Origin of the sequence: Achromobacter aloeverae (genome assembly GCF_004121055.1) — a bacterium.
GTDB classification, from domain to species: domain Bacteria; phylum Pseudomonadota; class Gammaproteobacteria; order Burkholderiales; family Burkholderiaceae_B; genus Bordetella_C; species Bordetella_C aloeverae.
The window spans coordinates 1,477,338-1,493,789 of the sequence record NZ_PYAL01000001.1 but is presented as its reverse complement, the minus strand read 5'-3'; the positions used below and the strand labels follow the sequence as shown (position 1 = coordinate 1,493,789).

16 protein-coding genes are annotated in these 16,452 nt (G+C 67.3%); 8 read left to right on the top strand and 8 right to left on the bottom strand.

The annotated features are described in order from the left end of the window. Window positions 1–2 precede the first annotated feature (2 nt). Entirely contained in the window at window positions 3–1,685 is a 1,683-nt protein-coding gene (locus C7R54_RS06480) for a pyridoxal phosphate-dependent decarboxylase family protein (RefSeq protein ID WP_129149290.1), read from the bottom strand. 293 nt (window positions 1,686–1,978) lie between these two features. Between C7R54_RS06480 and C7R54_RS06475 the strand changes: the two genes are divergently transcribed. Next, window positions 1,979–3,463 carry an MFS transporter gene (locus C7R54_RS06475; RefSeq protein WP_129149289.1) on the top strand — a complete coding sequence of 495 codons (1,485 nt, stop codon included), beginning with the start codon at window positions 1,979–1,981 and terminating at the stop codon, window positions 3,461–3,463. A gap of 189 nt (window positions 3,464–3,652) precedes the next feature. On the opposite strand, the gene C7R54_RS06470 is transcribed toward C7R54_RS06475, so the two are convergent. Then, a complete protein-coding gene (locus C7R54_RS06470) occupies window positions 3,653–4,177 on the bottom strand; it encodes a DUF6496 domain-containing protein (protein ID WP_129149288.1) in 525 nt (174 codons plus the stop codon). A gap of 317 nt (window positions 4,178–4,494) precedes the next feature. On the opposite strand from C7R54_RS06470, the gene C7R54_RS06465 reads away from it, so the two are divergent. Next, on the top strand, window positions 4,495–4,713 hold the full coding sequence (locus C7R54_RS06465; protein WP_129149287.1) for a dodecin: 219 nt from the start codon (window positions 4,495–4,497) through the stop codon (window positions 4,711–4,713). Window positions 4,714–4,786: 73 nt separating this feature from the next. On the opposite strand, the gene C7R54_RS06460 is transcribed toward C7R54_RS06465, so the two are convergent. Then, a complete protein-coding gene (locus C7R54_RS06460; protein ID WP_129149286.1) occupies window positions 4,787–5,338 on the bottom strand; it encodes an NADPH-dependent FMN reductase in 552 nt (183 codons plus the stop codon). Window positions 5,339–5,616: 278 nt separating this feature from the next. Between C7R54_RS06460 and C7R54_RS06455 the strand changes: the two genes are divergently transcribed. Together C7R54_RS06455 and C7R54_RS06450 are read left to right on the top strand one after the other, a co-directional pair. Then, window positions 5,617–6,234, top strand: coding sequence for an antibiotic biosynthesis monooxygenase (locus C7R54_RS06455; protein ID WP_240039387.1), 618 nt, complete (start codon window positions 5,617–5,619; stop codon window positions 6,232–6,234). Between the two features lie 224 nt (window positions 6,235–6,458). After that, window positions 6,459–7,337: a mechanosensitive ion channel family protein gene (locus tag C7R54_RS06450; RefSeq protein WP_129149285.1), complete on the top strand. Its 879-nt coding sequence runs from the start codon at window positions 6,459–6,461 to the stop codon at window positions 7,335–7,337. Window positions 7,338–7,358: 21 nt separating this feature from the next. Here C7R54_RS06450 and C7R54_RS06445 read toward each other — a convergent pair whose 3' ends face one another. After that, window positions 7,359–8,117 carry an IclR family transcriptional regulator gene (locus tag C7R54_RS06445; RefSeq protein ID WP_129149284.1) on the bottom strand — a complete coding sequence of 253 codons (759 nt, stop codon included), beginning with the start codon at window positions 8,115–8,117 and terminating at the stop codon, window positions 7,359–7,361. Between the two features lie 283 nt (window positions 8,118–8,400). On the opposite strand from C7R54_RS06445, the gene C7R54_RS06440 reads away from it, so the two are divergent. Then, on the top strand, window positions 8,401–9,390 hold the full coding sequence (locus C7R54_RS06440; RefSeq protein ID WP_129149283.1) for a Bug family tripartite tricarboxylate transporter substrate binding protein: 990 nt from the start codon (window positions 8,401–8,403) through the stop codon (window positions 9,388–9,390). 57 nt (window positions 9,391–9,447) lie between these two features. Here the strand turns inward: C7R54_RS06440 and C7R54_RS06435 are convergent, their stop codons facing one another. Next, a complete protein-coding gene (locus C7R54_RS06435) occupies window positions 9,448–10,281 on the bottom strand; it encodes an RNA methyltransferase (RefSeq protein WP_129149282.1) in 834 nt (277 codons plus the stop codon). Window positions 10,282–10,452: 171 nt separating this feature from the next. Between C7R54_RS06435 and C7R54_RS06430 the strand changes: the two genes are divergently transcribed. The 3 genes from C7R54_RS06430 to C7R54_RS06420 all read left to right on the top strand — a co-directional run bounded on the left by C7R54_RS06430 (window position 10,453) and on the right by C7R54_RS06420 (window position 14,196). Next, window positions 10,453–11,241 carry an inositol monophosphatase family protein gene (locus C7R54_RS06430; RefSeq protein ID WP_129149281.1) on the top strand — a complete coding sequence of 263 codons (789 nt, stop codon included), beginning with the start codon at window positions 10,453–10,455 and terminating at the stop codon, window positions 11,239–11,241. 480 nt (window positions 11,242–11,721) lie between these two features. Next, window positions 11,722–13,311, top strand: a complete 1,590-nt coding sequence (locus tag C7R54_RS06425; protein WP_129149280.1) for a TerC family protein — start codon at window positions 11,722–11,724, stop codon at window positions 13,309–13,311. 21 nt (window positions 13,312–13,332) lie between these two features. After that, entirely contained in the window at window positions 13,333–14,196 is an 864-nt protein-coding gene (locus C7R54_RS06420) for an undecaprenyl-diphosphate phosphatase (RefSeq protein ID WP_129149279.1), read from the top strand. A gap of 96 nt (window positions 14,197–14,292) precedes the next feature. Here the strand turns inward: C7R54_RS06420 and C7R54_RS06415 are convergent, their stop codons facing one another. The 3 genes from C7R54_RS06415 to C7R54_RS06405 are packed head-to-tail and all read right to left on the bottom strand — an operon-like array spanning window position 14,293 to window position 16,404. Beyond that, complete coding sequence (locus C7R54_RS06415; protein ID WP_129149278.1) at window positions 14,293–15,069, bottom strand: UDP-2,3-diacylglucosamine diphosphatase; 777 nt, start codon at window positions 15,067–15,069, stop codon at window positions 14,293–14,295. Further along, the gene (locus C7R54_RS06410; protein ID WP_240039386.1) at window positions 15,062–15,712 is read right to left on the bottom strand and encodes a peptidylprolyl isomerase; all 651 of its coding nucleotides are present in this window, start codon (window positions 15,710–15,712) and stop codon (window positions 15,062–15,064) included. The genes C7R54_RS06415 and C7R54_RS06410 overlap by 8 nt, the downstream gene beginning before the upstream one ends. Next, on the bottom strand, window positions 15,709–16,404 hold the full coding sequence (locus C7R54_RS06405) for a tetratricopeptide repeat protein (RefSeq protein WP_129149277.1): 696 nt from the start codon (window positions 16,402–16,404) through the stop codon (window positions 15,709–15,711). Before C7R54_RS06405 ends, C7R54_RS06410 begins: the two co-directional genes overlap by 4 nt. Window positions 16,405–16,452 lie beyond the last annotated feature (48 nt).

Below are 16,452 nucleotides of genomic sequence, written 5' to 3'. Positions count from 1 at the left end.
GGTCATGATACGGCGTGAGGCTCGGAACGGAAGGCAGCGGCGGGAGCGGCGACGGGGTCATCCTTGCCGGCGGCGCCGGCGCGCTCGGCGCCATGGACAGCCTCCACGGTATCGGCGCGGCCGCCATGATGCGTCCGTGCCGACGGGGCTGCTCCCGTCAATTGGCCGCCGATGGACAGCACCGCGTCGAACAGGCGGGCCGCATCCGCGTGGGTGCTGCGGTGGTTGACGATCGCCGCCCGGATGGCCAGGGCGCCGCCGATGCGGGTGGTCGACGGCGCGGCCACGCCGGATTCCTGCAATTCCAGCACGATGGCCGCGTTCAGGCGGTCCGCCGCCGCCGCGTCTTCGGCGCGGTAGCGGAAGCACACGATATTCAAGGCCACCGGCGCCAGCAGCTCCAGGCGCGGCTCGGCCTGGATGCGGCGCGCCAGCCCTTGCGCCACCGCGCACGTATGGGCGATGACGGCGCCCAGCTGGTCGGCGCCATAGACCGTCAGGGTGAACCAGGTCTTCAAGGCACGGAAACCGCGCGACAAGTCCGGACCGAGGTCGCAGGGCCAGGGCGAATTCGCCGCCAGGCCGCGATCGTCCCGGCTCAGGTAGGCGGCGCTGGCCGCGAAGGCCGCCTGCTGGGCAGCGCTGTCGCGGACCAGGATGAAGCCGGCGTCGTAGGGCACCTGGCCCCACTTGTGAAAGTCGAAGGCGATGGAGTCGGCCCGCTCGATGCCGTCCAGCAGGGGAGCCAGGGAGGGGGCCAGCATGGCCAGGGCGCCGAAGGCCCCGTCGACGTGGAACCAGAGCTGTTCGCGCGCGGCGATATCGGCCAGGGTCGCCAGCGGGTCCACCGCCCCCACATCGACGGTGCCGGCGGTGCCGGCAATCAGGAAGGGGCGCAGGCCGGCGCGGCGGTCCGCATCGATGGCGGCCTGCAAGGCGGCCGGGTCCATGCGGAACTGGCTGTCCACCGGGATCTTGCGCAGGTTCTCGATGCCCAGCCCGGCGATGTCCATGGCCTGCGCGATGCAGCCATGGGCGCAGACGGACGTGTAGGCCACCAGGCGGTCGGATTGCGCCGCCACCCCGGCCTGGCGCACCGCCCGGCCCAGCGCCGCCGTGCGGGCAACGAGCACGCCGATCAGGTTGGCCATGGACGTGCCGGTGACGAACAGGCCGCCGGCGCCGGCGGGCAGGCCGAACAGCTCGGCCATCCAGCGGGCGATCTGGCGCTCCACCTCGATGGGGATCTGGTTGCGGCCGCCCAGGTTGGCATTCAAACCGGCGGCCAGCGTTTCGGCCAGCATGCCGACGGCGCTGCCGCCGCCATGCACCCAGCCCATGAAGCCTGGATGGGCATTGCCCACCGCGTACGGCAGGATTTCTTCCATGAACCGGGCGTGGGCGTCGGCCAGCTCGGTCGGCCGGCGCGGCATCGGCGCGGCGAAGCCGGCTCGCACGGCGGGCGGGGCGGGCTGCCAGACGGGCCGCTCGCGCAGGGTGCTCAGGTAGTCGAACATGTCGTCGAGCATGCGGTGGCCCTGGGCGCGCAGGGCTGACCAGTCGGCGGGGTCCAGGGAGGTCTGGTGCTCGGCGGGGGTGGGGGGCTGGGGCGATGGCAAGATGTCTTCGGGCTTGTTGAGCGCCTCGCCTGCTGGCAGGGGCTCGGTGGCCGGTTGCGGAGTCATGGGCATGTTGCCATCGCCCGCGGCGGCGGGCACAGTCGATCAGCGGCCCAGTTGCCGGCCATTTTGGGCTTTTGAGGCGGGTTTCCCGCTGGGGCGCCTTAGGTTGCCTACAATCGTTGCCTACGATCGTTACCTACGACCGTTACCCACGACCGTTACCTGCAATCGATACCGACTATCCCCCCACAATCGCTCGGGTTCGTGGGAAGCGGGCCGGCGCGGCCGGCGCCCAGGGCTGGTTCCGGCTTGGTCAGGCCGGTCCGACTTATCCGAGATACCAAGAGGCAGCAGCAATGGCAGTGCAGGCGACCCATCCGCAAGGACCATCCCGACAAGGCCCCTCCGACCCGGCGGGAGACGCCCCCGGCCCCGGCGATCCCTCCAAGGGCAAGGGCGTGGCCTGGCTCGTGGCCGGGGCGTTCTTCATGGAGATGCTGGACTCGACCATCATCACCACGGCCCTGCCGGAGATGGCCCGTACCTTCGGCGTGCGGCCGGCCGATATGTCCATCGGCATGAGCGCGTACCTGCTGGCGCTGGCGGTGTTCATTCCCATCAGCGGCTGGGTGGCGGACCGTTACGGTTCGCGCAAGGTGTTCGGCGGCGCGCTGGCCCTGTTCACCTTCGCGTCCATCCTGTGCGGCTTGTCTCAGAGCCTGTTGCAATTCACGGCGGCGCGGGTGCTGCAAGGGCTGGGCGGCGCCATGATGGTGCCCGTCGGGCGCCTGGCCGTCTTGCGCGCGACGCCCAAGAACGAGTTGGTGCGGGCAATCGCCATCATTACCTGGCCGGGGTTGGCGGCGCCCGTGGTTGGGCCGCTGGTAGGCGGGTTGATCACCACTTACCTGGGCTGGCACTGGATTTTCTTCCTCAACGTCCCGCTGGGCCTGGCAGGGATGCTGCTGACGCAGCGCCTGGTGCATGGCGAGGCGGGCGGACGCCGTCCCTTTGATCTTTGGGGCTTTATCCTGACCGGCGTGGGGTGCAGCGTATTCATGTACGCGATGGACTTGTGCGGCGAGCTGAACGTCAGCCTGCCGTCCGTCGCGGTGCTGTTGGCGGTGGCCGTGGCGGCCTTGGCGCTGTCGGTGCGCCATCTGCGCAAGGCGGCGCATCCGCTGGTGGACCTGACGGCGCTGCGCTATCCGACCTTCGCGGTGACGGTATATGGCGGGTCGCTGTTCCGCATCGCCATCGGTAGCGCGCCTTTCTTGCTGCCGCTGATGTTCCAGGTGGGCTTTGGCCTGACGCCGGTGCAGGCCGGCAGCCTGATGCTCGCGCTGTTCGCGGGCAACCTGGCCATGAAGCCGGGCACGGGTTGGGTGATGCGCACGTTCGGCTTCCGGCGGGTGCTTGTGGCCAATGGCCTGCTGGTGGCGCTGGGCTTCGCCGGTTGCGCGATGCTGGGCGCCGGTACGCCGTTCTGGCTGACCTGCGCGCTGCTGTTCTTCTGCGGGATGTGCCGGTCGATGCAGTTCACCGCGTTGAATACGCTGGGTTTCGCCGACGTGCCGCGCGATGCGATGACCGGCGCGACGACCTTGTTCAGCGCCTGCCAGCAGCTGAACGCAGGGATGGGCATCGCGTTCGGCGCGATCGCGCTGCGGGCCGCCGAATGGGCCACGGGCATGGCGGGCGCCACGCCGGGGCCGCGGGAGTTCCGCCTGGCCCTGGCGGCCGCGGCGGTGCTGGCCTTGCTGGCAATCGTCGACAGCGTGCGCCTGCGGGCGGATGCGGGTGCCGCGATCAGCGGGCACAACAAGCCGAAGGCGGCTTGAAGGAAAGCAGGGGTAGGGCCCTTGGAGAACCCTCTTTGGAGATCCCCTTTGGAGAAGCTCCTTTTGAGAAGCTCCTTTTGAGAGCCCCCTTTTTGGAGAACTTTTTTGGGGGGCGCCTCCCCGATCCGCGCAAGCGTTCAGTAGCGACCGCCCGGCAGCGGCCTGCCCGCCGGGCGGTGGCCTGACTGCCTAGCGGTGGCTCGCCGCGTGCGCGCTCTTGTTGGCTGCCCGGGTGCGCGCCGCTTTCTTGGCGGCGGCGGAACGGCCGGCGGCGCCCTTGGTGGCGGCTGCCTTGCGGGCAGCGGCGGAGCGGTCCGACGCGGTGCGCTTGGATGCCGCCGACCGGGACTGGGACGACAGGGCGCGCTTGGACGCGCCGGCGCTGCTTTCACGCTTCAAGGCGCGGGTGGTCGCGGTGGCGCGGCGCGTGGACTTGCGCGCCGTACCCGCCTTGGCCTCCTTGGCGTGGGCCTCGTCCTGGTGCGCCTTCTTCTTGGTGGCGGCGGACGCGGTCGATTTGGTCGGGACCTTCACGCCCGACCGGCGCGCTTCGGACAGGCCGATGGCGACGGCCTGCTTGGCCGAACGCACGCCATGCTTGCCTTCGCGCACGTGATGGATCTGCTCCTTGACGAACTCCCCGGCCTGGGTGGACGCGGACTTGCCCTGCTTCTTGTCGCGGGCGGCCCGAGCGACGGTTTTTTTCTCCGGCATGATGGATACCTCCTGGAAGATGGCCGCGCAGGGTGCAGGCAGTGCGGGTAGGCAATGCGCAGGCAGTGCGTCGGCCCGTTCGCGTATGGCCACGCCGTCGACACCATGCTTCGACGCGGTTGCGTGGGAGCCAGCAAACGTTGTGCCGTGCAAGGGCGCACGGGTGCAAGGATGCAGGGGTCATCCCGCGCCTGAAGGTTTATGGCGGACATGCCCGCGTAGGACTACTCTGTCGTGCACGCCGCTTGCGGCGTCTGCATGCCGGCGGCTCGCGTCGGCACAGCGACCGCCATTGCGCGGAACAGAGGAGAAAACTCATGGCCAACCACGTTTACAAACAAGTCGAACTGGTCGGTTCGTCGACCACGTCCAGCGACGATGCCATTCAACGCGCCATCCAGCGCGCGTCGCAGACGCTGCGCAATGTGGAGTGGTTCGAGGTGACCTCGGTGCGCGGGCACATCGAGAATGGCAAGATCGCGCACTGGCAGGTATGTCTGAAAGTGGGGATGCGGATCGAGGATCCCGGCGAGTAGCAGGAGCAGGGCCGAGAGCAGGGTAAGTAAGGCGCGCGCCAGCCCGAGCGGCGCGGCGCGCGCGGCGGCGCGGTCAGGTCGCGAACTTCGCGACCCACGCGACGTAGCGGTCCACCCATCCTTGCAGGAAGGCCTTGGTGTCGGCGTTGGTGATATTGAACTGCGCATCGATCAAGCCTTCCTTCATCTGCAGGAAGACCTCCGGCGTGGTCAGCGCGGGAGCGCCCTCCGCCGCCAGGATATTGCGCAAGTGCTGCTGCGCGAGCGCCGTGCCGGCGGCGCTGGGCGAGGCCCCCACGATGCCCACCGGCTTGTTGTTCCAGTTGTTCTGGCCCCATGGACGGGTGCCCCAGTCGATGGCGTTCTTCAACGCGGCCGGCACCGAGCGATTGTGTTCCGGCGTGACGAACAAGGCGCCATGCGCGCCCGCGATCAAGGCCTTCAGCGCGGCGGCCGAGGCCGGCATATTGTTTTCATCGTCCTGGTTGAAGAGCGGAATATCGGCCAGGCTGGCGTACTTGAAGGTGACATTGTCCGGCATCAGCTTTTCGAGCGCCCGGGCCAGTTGAAGATTGATAGACCCCTTGCGCAGGCTGCCTACCAGAACCGCGATGTCGTATTTCATGAAGCGCTCCTCACCGTGGAAAGACGAAGGACCAGTTTAGAGACGTGCGCGTTGCCGGGCAATGACGATCGCGGCCTACGTGTACCGGGGCGCACCATGATGGTGCGGGCACCCAGGGTAATCACTAGGGCGGGGCATGCTGCGGTGCAGTAAAAATTCCGTCCGCCTTCCAATTTCCATCTCTGCCTCGGAGGGCTTGTGCGGCGCAGCGTTGGCATGGCCTTTGCTTTACGTGTGTTCAGGGTAATCCCCTGGATTCAGTCGTCGCAGGAGCCGTCATGTCCATCCCCGCCAATCCGCCCGTGACCATGCTGGTCACCCGCCAGATATCCCCGGAGCGCTATAGCGATTTCCTCGCCTGGCTGCGCCAGGGCGAGATCCTGGCCGCGGGCTTTCCCGGCTTTCTAGGTTCGGGCGTGTTGCAGCCGCCGGAGGGCGGAGACCAGTACCAGATCGTGCTGCGTTTCCACGATGCCGCCAGCCTGGACCGCTACGAGCGGTCGCTGCCGCGCCGGATGTGGCTGGAGCGCGGCGCGCAGCTGGTGCGCGCGAGCAAGGTCCACCGCGCCACCGGCATGGACAGCTGGTTTGGCCCGCAGAAGAGCGCGCCGCCGCGTTGGAAGCAGGCCTTCAGCATCTGGGTGGTGTACTTTCCGGCCTTGCTGACCTTCAGCCTGGTCTTCAAGGAGCCGCTTTCCGCCATGCCCGTGTTCTGGCGCGTGCTGCTGACCTGCTCCCTGATGACGCCCGTGCTGTCCTATGTGCTGATTCCGCTGGTGACGCGCGTCCTGCATCACTGGCTGCACCCGGGCGTACCGCTGCCGCCGGCGCCGGCGCCGCTGCGTGCCCTGGGAAACCTGCTGCGGCTGCGCGGCAGCGCGGTGCGCACGGGCTGATCGCCGTCCCAGCTGGGGCGTTCGTTTTCCCGGGGGAGCGGCCCACGGGAACGGCGCTTCCGTTTCCTGCAAGGCCGCCCCTGCCACCCCCGACCGCCCCCGGACGCCGCGCGTGCGTTCCCGCGCGCAGCTGGCGGCGCGGCCGCCTGCCCATCTGCTAAAGTGCGCTGCATTTCATGGGGCCCGCCGCGCCGCGGGAGGCCTTTTTACTGGAACGCAGACGCATGAATTTCGCCGCCGCCGACATTGCCACCCTGATTCCACGGCTGTTCGACCTGGGCCTGAGCCTGTTGACCGCGCTGCTGATCCTGGTCGTCGGCTGGTGGGGTTCGGCCCTGCTGGGCAAATGGGTCCGGCGCATCGCCGGGCGCTCCAGCCGCATCGATCCCACCATCATCCCCATCTTCCATTCGACCGTGGTCTGGTCGATCCGCATCTTTACCGTGGTCGCCGTGCTGGCGCGCTTCGGGGTGCAGACCGCCAGCATCATCGCCGTGCTGGGCGCGGCCGGCCTGGCTGTCGGGCTGGCCTTGCAGGGGACGCTGCAGAATATCGCCGCGGGCATCATGCTGCTGCTCTTGCGGCCGGTGCGTGCCGGCGAGTTCGTGTCCCTCAGTTCCGGCAGCAATGGCACGGTGGAAGAGGTCGGCATGTTCCTGACCCGCCTGGTGCAGCCGGACGGGATACACATCACCTTGCCGAACAGCACGGTGTGGAACGCCACCATCACCAACTTCAGCCGCAATCCCACCCGCCGCTTCGATTTGCCGGTGGGCATACGCTATGGCGACGACCTGGAGCAGGCCATCGCTGTGCTGACCAAGCTGGTCCAGGAACACCCGCTGGCGCTGAAGGATCCGGCGCCCGAGGTCCGGGTGTTCGAATACCTCGACAACGTGGTCACCGTGAACGTGCGATCGTGGGTGGAGTCGTCGCGCTACTGGGAGTACCGCTGGGATCTCCTGCGCCAGGCGCGGCTGCTGCTGGACCAGAATGGATTCCAGCCGCCGGTGCCGCTGCGCGTGGTGTCCGCGCCGGGCGGCGCCGCGGACAAGGACAATGCCAAGGACAGTGCCAAGGACGGGGATCCGCGCCTTCCCTGACCCTGACGCTGCCTGCCGTCACTAGGTCGTTTTCAGGCGCGCCAGTTCCGCCTTGATCCAGCCCGCGATTTCGCGCTGCCGCTGGGCGGGCATGCGGTCGATGATGGCCGTCACGCTGATCGCCAGCAGCGGCGCGCCGGAAGCGTCCAGCAGGGCGCACCCCACGCCCAGCGCGCCGCGCACCGCGTGGTTGCCCACCACCGAGTAGCCGCGCGCACGGGTGGTATCGATCAGGCGCAGCATTTCGTGGGTGGTCATGCCGCCGTATTCGTCCAGTTGGCTGGCATTGCGCGCCACGATGCCGTGGGCGACGTCGTCGGGCAGCGCGGCCAGCAAGGCCATGCCGCCGGAGCCGACGCCCAGCGGCTGCCGCTTGCCGGCATAGGTGGCCAGGATCTGCACCGGATAACCGCCGATTTCCCGATGCAGGGAGACGGATTCGTCGCCTTCGCGCACCACCAGGAACACCGCGTCGCCGGTGCGCTCGGCCAGACGGCGCAGGATGGGCAGGGTCTGGCGCAGACGTGGGTCGGGTTCGCTGACGGCGGCGTTCGGCGCCAGCATCGCACGATATTTCTTGGTGCCCGGCACCGGCTGGGCCAGGCCCGCTTCCAGCAGGGCTGCCAGCAGGCGATAAATGGTCGGGCGCTGGATCTGCGTGTGGCGCGCCAGGTCGGTCACGCTGAGTCCATCGTTGCCGTGGTCGCGCAAGGCGGCCAGCACTTGCAGCCCGCGCCGCAGCGTGCGGGGGCCGGTGGAGGTGGAGCGACTTTCTTCCATTGAATCCAGGGGCGCCAGAGGGCCGGGGCCGCGCTGCCGTGGCCAACGGCGCCAGGCGGTGAAGTGCATCCGCCGGTGCCGGTCCGCGACAGTCGCGCGCGGGGCTTCGGCAGGCGCGGTGTCTCGTTGATTCGGGTGTCCCGTCCGGCGCGGCGGGGGGCGACGCTGCCGGATTTGGCGTCCAAGCCATGGACATCTTGTTGCCGTATGTTGCCTGATCTCGGACAATCAGGCAGCAATTATTTTAAACGTCCACCATCTGGACAAATTTGGAGAGAGGCAGATGAGCCAAAAGCTTGCCCTTTTGCGCAAGGCGGTCGCGACCGTGGCCGGCGCATGCGCTGTGATGACCTTCGGCGCGACGACGGCCCAGGCCGCGTATCCGGACAAGCCGGTACGTATCATCGTGGGTTTTTCGGCGGGCGGCACGACCGACGTGATCGCACGCATCATGGCCAAGGAGTTGACCGAGGCCACCGGCCAGTCCTTCGTGGTCGAGAACAAGCCGGGCGCCGGCAGCAATATCGGCGCCGAGTACGTGGCGCGCGCCCCGGCCGACGGCTATACCCTGTATTTCGTGGCGGTCACCAGCGCCATCAACCAGACCCTGTATCCCAAGATCAAGTTCGACCTGGTCAAGGACTTCACGCCTATCGCGCTGGCCGCCAAGGTGCCCAATGTGCTGGTGGTGAATCCCCAGGTGCCGGTGAAGTCGGTCAAGGAACTGGTCGACTATGCCAAGGCCCACCCGGGCAAGCTGAATTTCGCGTCCTCGGGCAGCGGCACCTCCATCCACATGGCGGGCGAGCTGTTCAAGCAGCAGGCCGGCATCGAGGTGCAGCACGTGCCCTACAAGGGCAGCGGCCCGGCCATTACCGACCTGATCGGCGGCCAGGTGCAGTTCATGTTCGACAACATGCCGTCGTCTTGGCCGCATGCGCAGAGCGGCAAGCTGCGCGCGCTGGCGGTGACCACCAAGGAACGTTCGCCCAGCGCGCCGGACCTGCCCACCATGGCGGAATCGGGTTTCCCCAACTTCGACGTCTCGTCCTGGTTCGGCCTGATCGCGCCGGCCAATACGCCGCCGGACGTGGTGAACAAGCTGAACGGCATCATGGAGAAGGCGCTGGACAAGCCCGAGGTCAAGCGCAGCTATGAACAGCTGGGCGCGGTCGCGGCGAAGACGACGCCGGCCGAATTCGGCCAGTTCATCAAGTCGGAAGTGGCCCAGTGGGCGGTGGTGGTCAAGGCCTCCGGCGCCACGGTGGACTGATCGCCGCGGTGCATTCGCATCCGCAAGGAAAAAAGGCGGCCGTGATGGCCGCCTTTTTTATTCCTTGCCGCCAGCCTCGATGTCGGCCTTCGTGCTTTCCGCCTTTGTGTTTCCAGCCTTGTTCCGCGCCGTGGCCAGCATGGCCGTGCAGACGCCGCGCAACATGTCCACCTCATCGCGCGTCAAGGCGCTGCGGCTGAACAGGTGGCGCATGCGCGGCAACAGCTTCTTGGGGTGTTGCGGGTCGAGGAACTGGACGGCGACCAGCGCTTCCTCCCAATGGGCCAGGAAGGCCTGCACCGCGGCGCTGGAGGCCGGGGCGGCGCCCGGGTCCGGCGTGGCGGCGGGCGTGGGCGGCAACAGGGGCGCGCCGGTATGTGCCAGCAGGGCGTAGCGCAGCTCCCAGGCCGCCAGTTGCAGCGCCTGCGCCACGTTCAGCGAGCTGTATTCCGGATTGGCGGGAATATGGCAGATCCGGTGGCAGGCCGCGATATGGGCGTTGGTCAGTCCGGCCCGCTCGGTGCCGAGCACGATGGCGACCTCGCCCTGGGCGTGCTCGTCCAGGTGCGCCCGCGCCAGTTCGGCCGCCTGGCGGATGTCGCAAGGCGGGGGGCCGAGATCGCGCACCCGCGCCGTCATGGCGAAGGCCAGCGTAACAGGGGCCAACGCCGCTTCCAGGGTGTCATGGGTGCTGGCCGCGGCCAGTACGTCGCCCGCCCCGCTGGCCAGCGCCACGGCCTCCGGCTGGGCTGTCATATCGCTGAATTTGGGCTCGACCAGGGACAGGCCGGAAAAGCCCATCGTCTTGATGGCGCGGGCCGCCGAACCGACATTGCCGGGGTGGCTGGGCTGCACCATGACGAAACGAACGCGTGAAAATGCCTGAGTCATTTAAAATGCCACGTTTGGCGCAAGCCGGCCGGCCTGGTTCCGGTCCGCGGCGCCCCGATTCCAGGGGCGTCGCGGGCAGGTAAGAGGCCCGTCCGAGGCCGCGGTATCGATGGCGATCCATCGACGGGCCCGGCGGCCGCTTGCGCGTTTAGTGCGAATATACGGAAATCTATGCACCCGATGCTCAACATCGCCATCAAGGCGGCCCGGCGTGCCGGCACCATCATCAATCGTGCCAGCCTCGACCTGGAAAGACTCAACGTAGCCAAGAAAGGGCCGCGGGATTATGTCACGGAAGTCGACCAGGCTTCGGAAACCGCCATCGTGGAGACCTTGCGCGCGGCGTATCCCGACCATGCCGTGCTGGGCGAGGAATTCGGGCACCAGGGGTCGGACCAGGCCGAGTTCCAGTGGGTGATCGATCCGCTGGACGGTACCACCAACTTCATACACGGCTTCCCCAACTACGCGATTTCCATCGCCCTGCTGCAAAAGGGCGTGCCGACCCAGGCCGTGATCTTCGATCCCTCGCGCAACGAGCTTTTCACCGCCAGCCGGGGCAGCGGCGCGTTCCTGAACGACCGCCGCGTGCGCGTCTCGGGCCGCACGCGCTACCACGAGGCCTTGCTGGGGGCGCATTGGGCGGGGTCGGCCGGCCCCGACCAGGGCAACGGCAAGTTCCGCCAGGTGGCGGAGAACGTCATCGGCGTGCGCCGCATGGGTTCGACCGTGCTGGACCTCGCCTATGTGGCCTGCGGCCGCCTGGACGGCTTCTGCGGCGTCGGGCTGAAGGCCTGGGACCTGGCGGCCGGCAGCCTGCTGGTGCTGGAAGCCGGCGGCCTGGTGGCGGACTTCACGGGCGAGCAGGGATGGCTGGATTCGGGCAACGTGCTCGCCGCCACGCCCAAGATCTTTACCCAGGTGCTGGGCACCTTGCAGGGCGGCGCCGCGCAGGCTTGATCCCGCTGCTGGAGCAGGAAAGCCCCGGCCGGGCTGGAATCGGTACCCGGACCGGGGATGAATCCGACCCCGCGCTCCCCCGGACGGCAGGGGCGAGACCGGTGGGGCGGGCCGAGCCGGGCCGGTAAATCGCCGTCTTGGCGAGTTTTAGCCGTTTCGGCTGTCCAGCGGGCCCGGCCTTGCGATACCCCTTGGAAGCACATGGCTGTGCCACAAATGGTCAGACCCGTCGGTCCTGCCTAGTTCGCGCGCGGGGCCTGCTGTGGGTAGGCCGGGGGGAGAGGGGGAACGCGGCGAACGAGGCAGGGGGCCGATCGGGTCTGTAGGGATATTTCACTCCCGCGAGGGATCGCGCGCCATCCGCCACAAAGCCTAAGCACCATTCATACTTCTGCCCATCCGCGCGGGCATGGCCGATGTGACCGGCCCCGACCGGCTTTTCGGGTACGATTACCGGTTCCTCAATTGCTGGAGTTGCACATGGAGTGGCTGCTGGACCCCGCTGCCTGGGTCGGCCTGCTTACCCTCGTCATCCTCGAAATCGTTCTCGGGATAGACAACCTCATCTTCATCGCTATCCTCGCCGACAAGCTGCCGCCCAAGCAGCGCGACCGCGCGCGCATATTGGGTCTGTCGCTGGCGCTGCTCATGCGCCTGGTGCTGTTGTCGGTCATGTCCTGGCTGGTGACGCTCACCACGCCCTTGTTTTCCATCGGGCCGTTCAGTCCGTCCGGCCGCGACCTCATCCTCATGGCGGGGGGCTTCTTCCTGCTGTTCAAGGGGACCATGGAACTGCATGAGCGCCTGGAAGGGGTGCAGCATGCCAGCCACGGTCCGCGCGTCTATGCCAGCTTCTGGGTCATCGTGACGCAGATCGTGGTCCTGGACGCGGTGTTTTCGCTGGACTCCGTGATTACCGCCGTCGGCATGGTCGATCACCTGGCCATCATGATGATCGCGGTGGCGATCGCCATCGGCATCATGCTGCTGGCCTCCAAGCCGCTGACCCGCTTCGTCAACGCGCACCCCACCGTGGTGGTGCTGTGCCTGGGCTTCCTGCTGATGATCGGCTTTTCGCTGGTTGCGGAGAGCTTCGGCTTCAAGGTGCCGAAGGGCTACCTGTATGCGGCCATCGGTTTCTCGGTGCTGATCGAGGCCCTGAACCAGCTGGCGCGCCGCAACCTGCTCAAGCTGGACGCTCGCCGTCCCATGCGCGAACGCACGGCCGAGGGCGTGCTGCGCATGCTGGGCAAGCGTCCGCCCGTGCCGGCCGACGAAGAGGCCGAGGCCGGCGGCGCCGACCAGGCCGAGCAGGCGCCGGCCTTCGGCGTCGAGGAGCGCAACATGGTCAGCGGCGTGCTGACGCTGGCGGAGCGGTCCATTCGTTCCATCATGACGCCGCGCACCGACCTGACGTGGATCGACATCGATGACGACGCCGACACCATCCGCGCGCAGATCACCGCCGCTCCGCACAGTTTCTTCCCGGTTTGCCGCGGCACGCTGGACGAGGTGCTGGGCATCGCGCGCGCCAAGGACCTGGTGGGCGACCTGATCACGGAAGGCCGCGTGCGGCGGGAGCGCCTGCGCGAGCCCATCATCGTGCACGAATCGATCGGCATCCTGCGCCTGATGGACATCCTCAAGCGCGCGCGCGGCCAGCTGGTGCTGGTGGCGGACGAATTCGGCGCCATCGAGGGCCTGGTCACGCCCATCGACGTCTTCGAGGCCATCGCCGGCGAGTTCCCCGACGAGGATGAAATGCCCGACATCGTCCCGGGAGAGGACGGCCACTGGAAGATAGACGGCGCGGCCGACCTCCACCATGTGGAGCAGGTACTGGAGACCGATGGCCTGGTCGACGAAGCCCAGGAATACTCGACGCTGGCGGGTTATCTGCTGTCTCGCTTCGGCCACTTGCCGCAGCCGGGAGATACCTGCGAGTTCGTGTCGCCGCATGCGCGTTTCACGTTCGAGGTGCTGGCGCTCGACGGCCGCCGCATTGCCTCGGTCCGTGTCCAGCGTCTGTCGCTGGACGTGGCGCAGGCGGACGACAATGCCGATTCCTGATCCTGATACCGACTCCTTGCCGTGACTGAAAACACCCTCTATCTGGTCAAAGCGATTTTCCTGGGCATCATCGAAGGGCTCACCGAATTCATTCCGGTGTCCAGTACCGGGCACCTGATCCTGGTGGGCGACTGGATCAGCTTCCAATCGAACACCGCCAAGGTGTTCGAGGTCGTGATCCAGTTCGGGTCCATCCTGGCCGTCATGTGGATTTTCCGCGCGCGGTTGTGGCAGTTGATCCGCGGCACGTTGACCGGCGTGCGCAGCGAAATGCTGTTCACGCGCAACCTGCTGCTGGCCTTCCTGCCGGCGGCGGTGATAGGGGCGATCTTCATCCACGCCATCAAGTCGCTGTTCTACCACCCGGGCGTGGTGGCGACCACGCTGGTGCTGGGCGGGCTGGTGATGCTTTACGTCGAGCGCCGCACGCGGTCCGGGACGCCGGGGCCGCATTCGGCCGCCCTCGACGCTGCCTCGGAGGTGCATGCCAGCGCCCATCGCCTGGAGGAAATCACCTGGAAGCAGGCACTGGGAGTAGGGTGCGCGCAGTGCCTGGCCATGGTGCCGGGGGTGTCCCGGTCCGGGGCGACCATCATCGGCGGCATGATCGCCGGCATGCAGCGCAAGACGGCCACGGAGTTCTCCTTCTTCCTGGCCATGCCGACCATGCTGGGCGCGACGGTCTACGACTCCTACAAGAACATGGCCGTTCTGACCCAGCACGATGTCACGGGCATCGTTGTGGGCTTCATCGCGGCTTTTCTCAGCGCCCTGGTGGTGGTGCGGGCGGTGCTGCGCTTCGTCGCCAACCATACGTACCGCGTGTTCGCCTGGTACCGCATTGCGCTGGGCATCGTGGTGGGATTGGTGCTGTACCTGCGTTGAACGCCGTGCGGCGCGTGCCCTTGCAAGGACCAAAAGGAAAGGCCGGCGGATGAATCAGCCGGCCTTTTTTCCCTGGCAAGTGCCTGGTCTTCGAACCTACTCTTCGGCTTCGGTCAGGTCGAAGAACTGCAGCCCGTCGCCATCGATGACCAGCCATCCCCCGCGGGGCGGTTGGGCATGATCGCAGTCCCAGTCGGGCAGCACCCAGCGTTCGCGCTTGCGGCCGTCGATCTGCAGCACGTGGCGTTGCGGCCGATGCGTGTGCCCATGCACCAGCGTGGCCACGCCGGTCTGGCGAAACAGCGCCTGCACGGCATCGCTGTTCACGTCCATGATGTCGGCGGTCTTGGCCTGGTTGGCGGCCATGCTTTCCCCGCGCGCCTGTTGCGCCAGCGACAGCCGTTCCGGAATGGTGCGGCCGAGGAAATCGGCCTGCCAGGCCGGATTGCGCACCATGGCGCGGAACTGCTGGTAGGCCTGGTCGTCGGTGCACAGCTCGTCGCCATGCGTCAGCAGGATATCGCCGTAGTCGGTGCGCAGCAGCGCCGGTTCCGGCAGCAGGTGCGCGCCGAGGGCGGCCGCCAGTTCCTGGCCCATCAGGAAGTCCCGGTTGCCGCGACCCAGCCACAGCGGGATGGCCGACGCCGTGGCCCGCAGGCCCTCCAGGGCCGTGGCCAGCCAGGGCGGCGGCTGGCGTATGACATCGTCGCCGATCCAGGCGTCGAAGATATCGCCCGGCAGCAGCAGGGCCGACGCGTCTTGCGACGCGGCTTCCAGGAAGCCCAGGAATGCATCCGCCGTGGCCGGCGTGGCCGGCCCCAGGTGGATGTCCGAGGCGATCCAGATGCTGCCCGGCAGGGCGACCTTATTCAAGGACTTCGGCCTTTTCGATCACCACGTCCTCGGTCGGCACGTTCTGGTGGAAGCCGCTGTTGCCGGTCTTCACGGCCTTGATCTTGTCGATGACTTCGGTGCCTTCGGTGACCTTGCCGAACACGGCATAACCCCAGCCATTGGCGGTGGGGGCGGTGAAGTTCAGGAAATCGTTGTTGGCGACATTGATGAAGAACTGCGCCGTGGCCGACTGCGGGTCATTGGTGCGCGCCATGGCCAGGGTGTACTTGTCGTTCTTCAGGCCGTTGTTGGCTTCGTTCTCGATGGGGGCCTTGGTGGGCTTCTGCTTCATGCCGGCTTCGAAGCCGCCGCCCTGGATCATGAAGCCGTCGATGACGCGATGGAAAATCGTGCCGTTGTAGAAGCCTTCCTTGGTGTACTCAAGGAAGTTCGCCACCGTCTTGGGCGCCTTGTCGGCGTCCAGGGTGATGACGAAATCGCCCATGTTGGTTTGCACTTTGACGCGGGGATTCGAGCTCATGGATGTCGTACCTTCAGAAGGAGTTGATTCGGAGAGGTTGGAGGAGGGCTGGGCGCCGGCCACGGCCGGCGCCAGCGCGGCGATCGCCAGGCCGCAGGCCGCGTGGCGCAGCAGGCGCAAAAAAGGGTGAGGCAAAATCATTGAGGCTTCTTTTGATTCAGCAGGTTGTCGACGGCGCGCGCCTTGCTCTGCGTTCCCGTCACGCCCAGTTTGGACGCCTCGGAGTAGGAACGGCGCGCCAGCATCAGCTGTACGTCCGCCATATTGGCTTTCGCGGCGGGGTAGTCGGGCCACGCCAGCAGGGCGTTGCGCAACGCCTCCTGGGCGCGGTCGATGTCGCCGCGTCCGACGTACAGAACCGCCATGTTATTCCAGGGCTCCGGCAGTTCCGGATACCGCTGGGTCATCTGAGTGTAAACATCCATTGCCTCGTCGATGCGGCCTAGCGCGGCCAGGGCGCGGGCGTGCTGGAACTCCAGCTGGACGTCGGTGCCGTCATTGGGGCCGCGGTTGCCGGTCGCGGCAATGCGGTCCTCGATCATCTTCAGGGCGGCGTCGTTCTTGCCCTGGTTGAGCAACAGCTCGATACGGTCTGTAATCTGGGACGGCGTCGGCGTCAGACGGGTGTCGGTCGACGGCTTGGCCTTGTCCAGCAGATTGGCGAGGGCCTGCCACCCGCCCTCGGGCGGCGGCGTGTCCAGGGTGGTCATATTGGCGTTCTGCGATTGCTGCTGGGAGCCGCCCGGCATGGCCTGGGCGTGCACGGCTTGCAGCGGCGCCGACAGGAGCAGCGCGGCCAGCAGGACGGGGATGAAGCGCGGCGTGTTGGTCACATTGATTCCGAAAGAAAGGGCCCGGTTGGCGCGAGGCAGGCGCGCGGA

Excerpts from the sequence above, each read along its gene's own strand:
- C7R54_RS06440 (WP_129149283.1), top strand. The coding sequence starts at position 8,401 with ATGAGCCAAAAGCTTGCCCTTTTGCGCAAGGCGGTCGCGACCGTGGCC.
- C7R54_RS06425 (WP_129149280.1), top strand. The coding sequence starts at position 11,722 with ATGGAGTGGCTGCTGGACCCCGCTGCCTGGGTCGGCCTGCTTACCCTC.
- C7R54_RS06480 (WP_129149290.1), bottom strand. The coding sequence starts at position 1,685 with ATGACTCCGCAACCGGCCACCGAGCCCCTGCCAGCAGGCGAGGCGCTC.
- C7R54_RS06475 (WP_129149289.1), top strand. The coding sequence starts at position 1,979 with ATGGCAGTGCAGGCGACCCATCCGCAAGGACCATCCCGACAAGGCCCC.
- C7R54_RS06430 (WP_129149281.1), top strand. The coding sequence starts at position 10,453 with ATGCACCCGATGCTCAACATCGCCATCAAGGCGGCCCGGCGTGCCGGC.
- C7R54_RS06455 (WP_240039387.1), top strand. The coding sequence starts at position 5,617 with ATGTCCATCCCCGCCAATCCGCCCGTGACCATGCTGGTCACCCGCCAG.
- C7R54_RS06410 (WP_240039386.1), bottom strand. The coding sequence starts at position 15,712 with ATGATTTTGCCTCACCCTTTTTTGCGCCTGCTGCGCCACGCGGCCTGC.
- C7R54_RS06435 (WP_129149282.1), bottom strand. The coding sequence starts at position 10,281 with ATGACTCAGGCATTTTCACGCGTTCGTTTCGTCATGGTGCAGCCCAGC.
- C7R54_RS06470 (WP_129149288.1), bottom strand. The coding sequence starts at position 4,177 with ATGCCGGAGAAAAAAACCGTCGCTCGGGCCGCCCGCGACAAGAAGCAG.
- C7R54_RS06465 (WP_129149287.1), top strand. The coding sequence starts at position 4,495 with ATGGCCAACCACGTTTACAAACAAGTCGAACTGGTCGGTTCGTCGACC.
- C7R54_RS06460 (WP_129149286.1), bottom strand. The coding sequence starts at position 5,338 with ATGAAATACGACATCGCGGTTCTGGTAGGCAGCCTGCGCAAGGGGTCT.
- C7R54_RS06450 (WP_129149285.1), top strand. The coding sequence starts at position 6,459 with ATGAATTTCGCCGCCGCCGACATTGCCACCCTGATTCCACGGCTGTTC.
- C7R54_RS06445 (WP_129149284.1), bottom strand. The coding sequence starts at position 8,117 with ATGGAAGAAAGTCGCTCCACCTCCACCGGCCCCCGCACGCTGCGGCGC.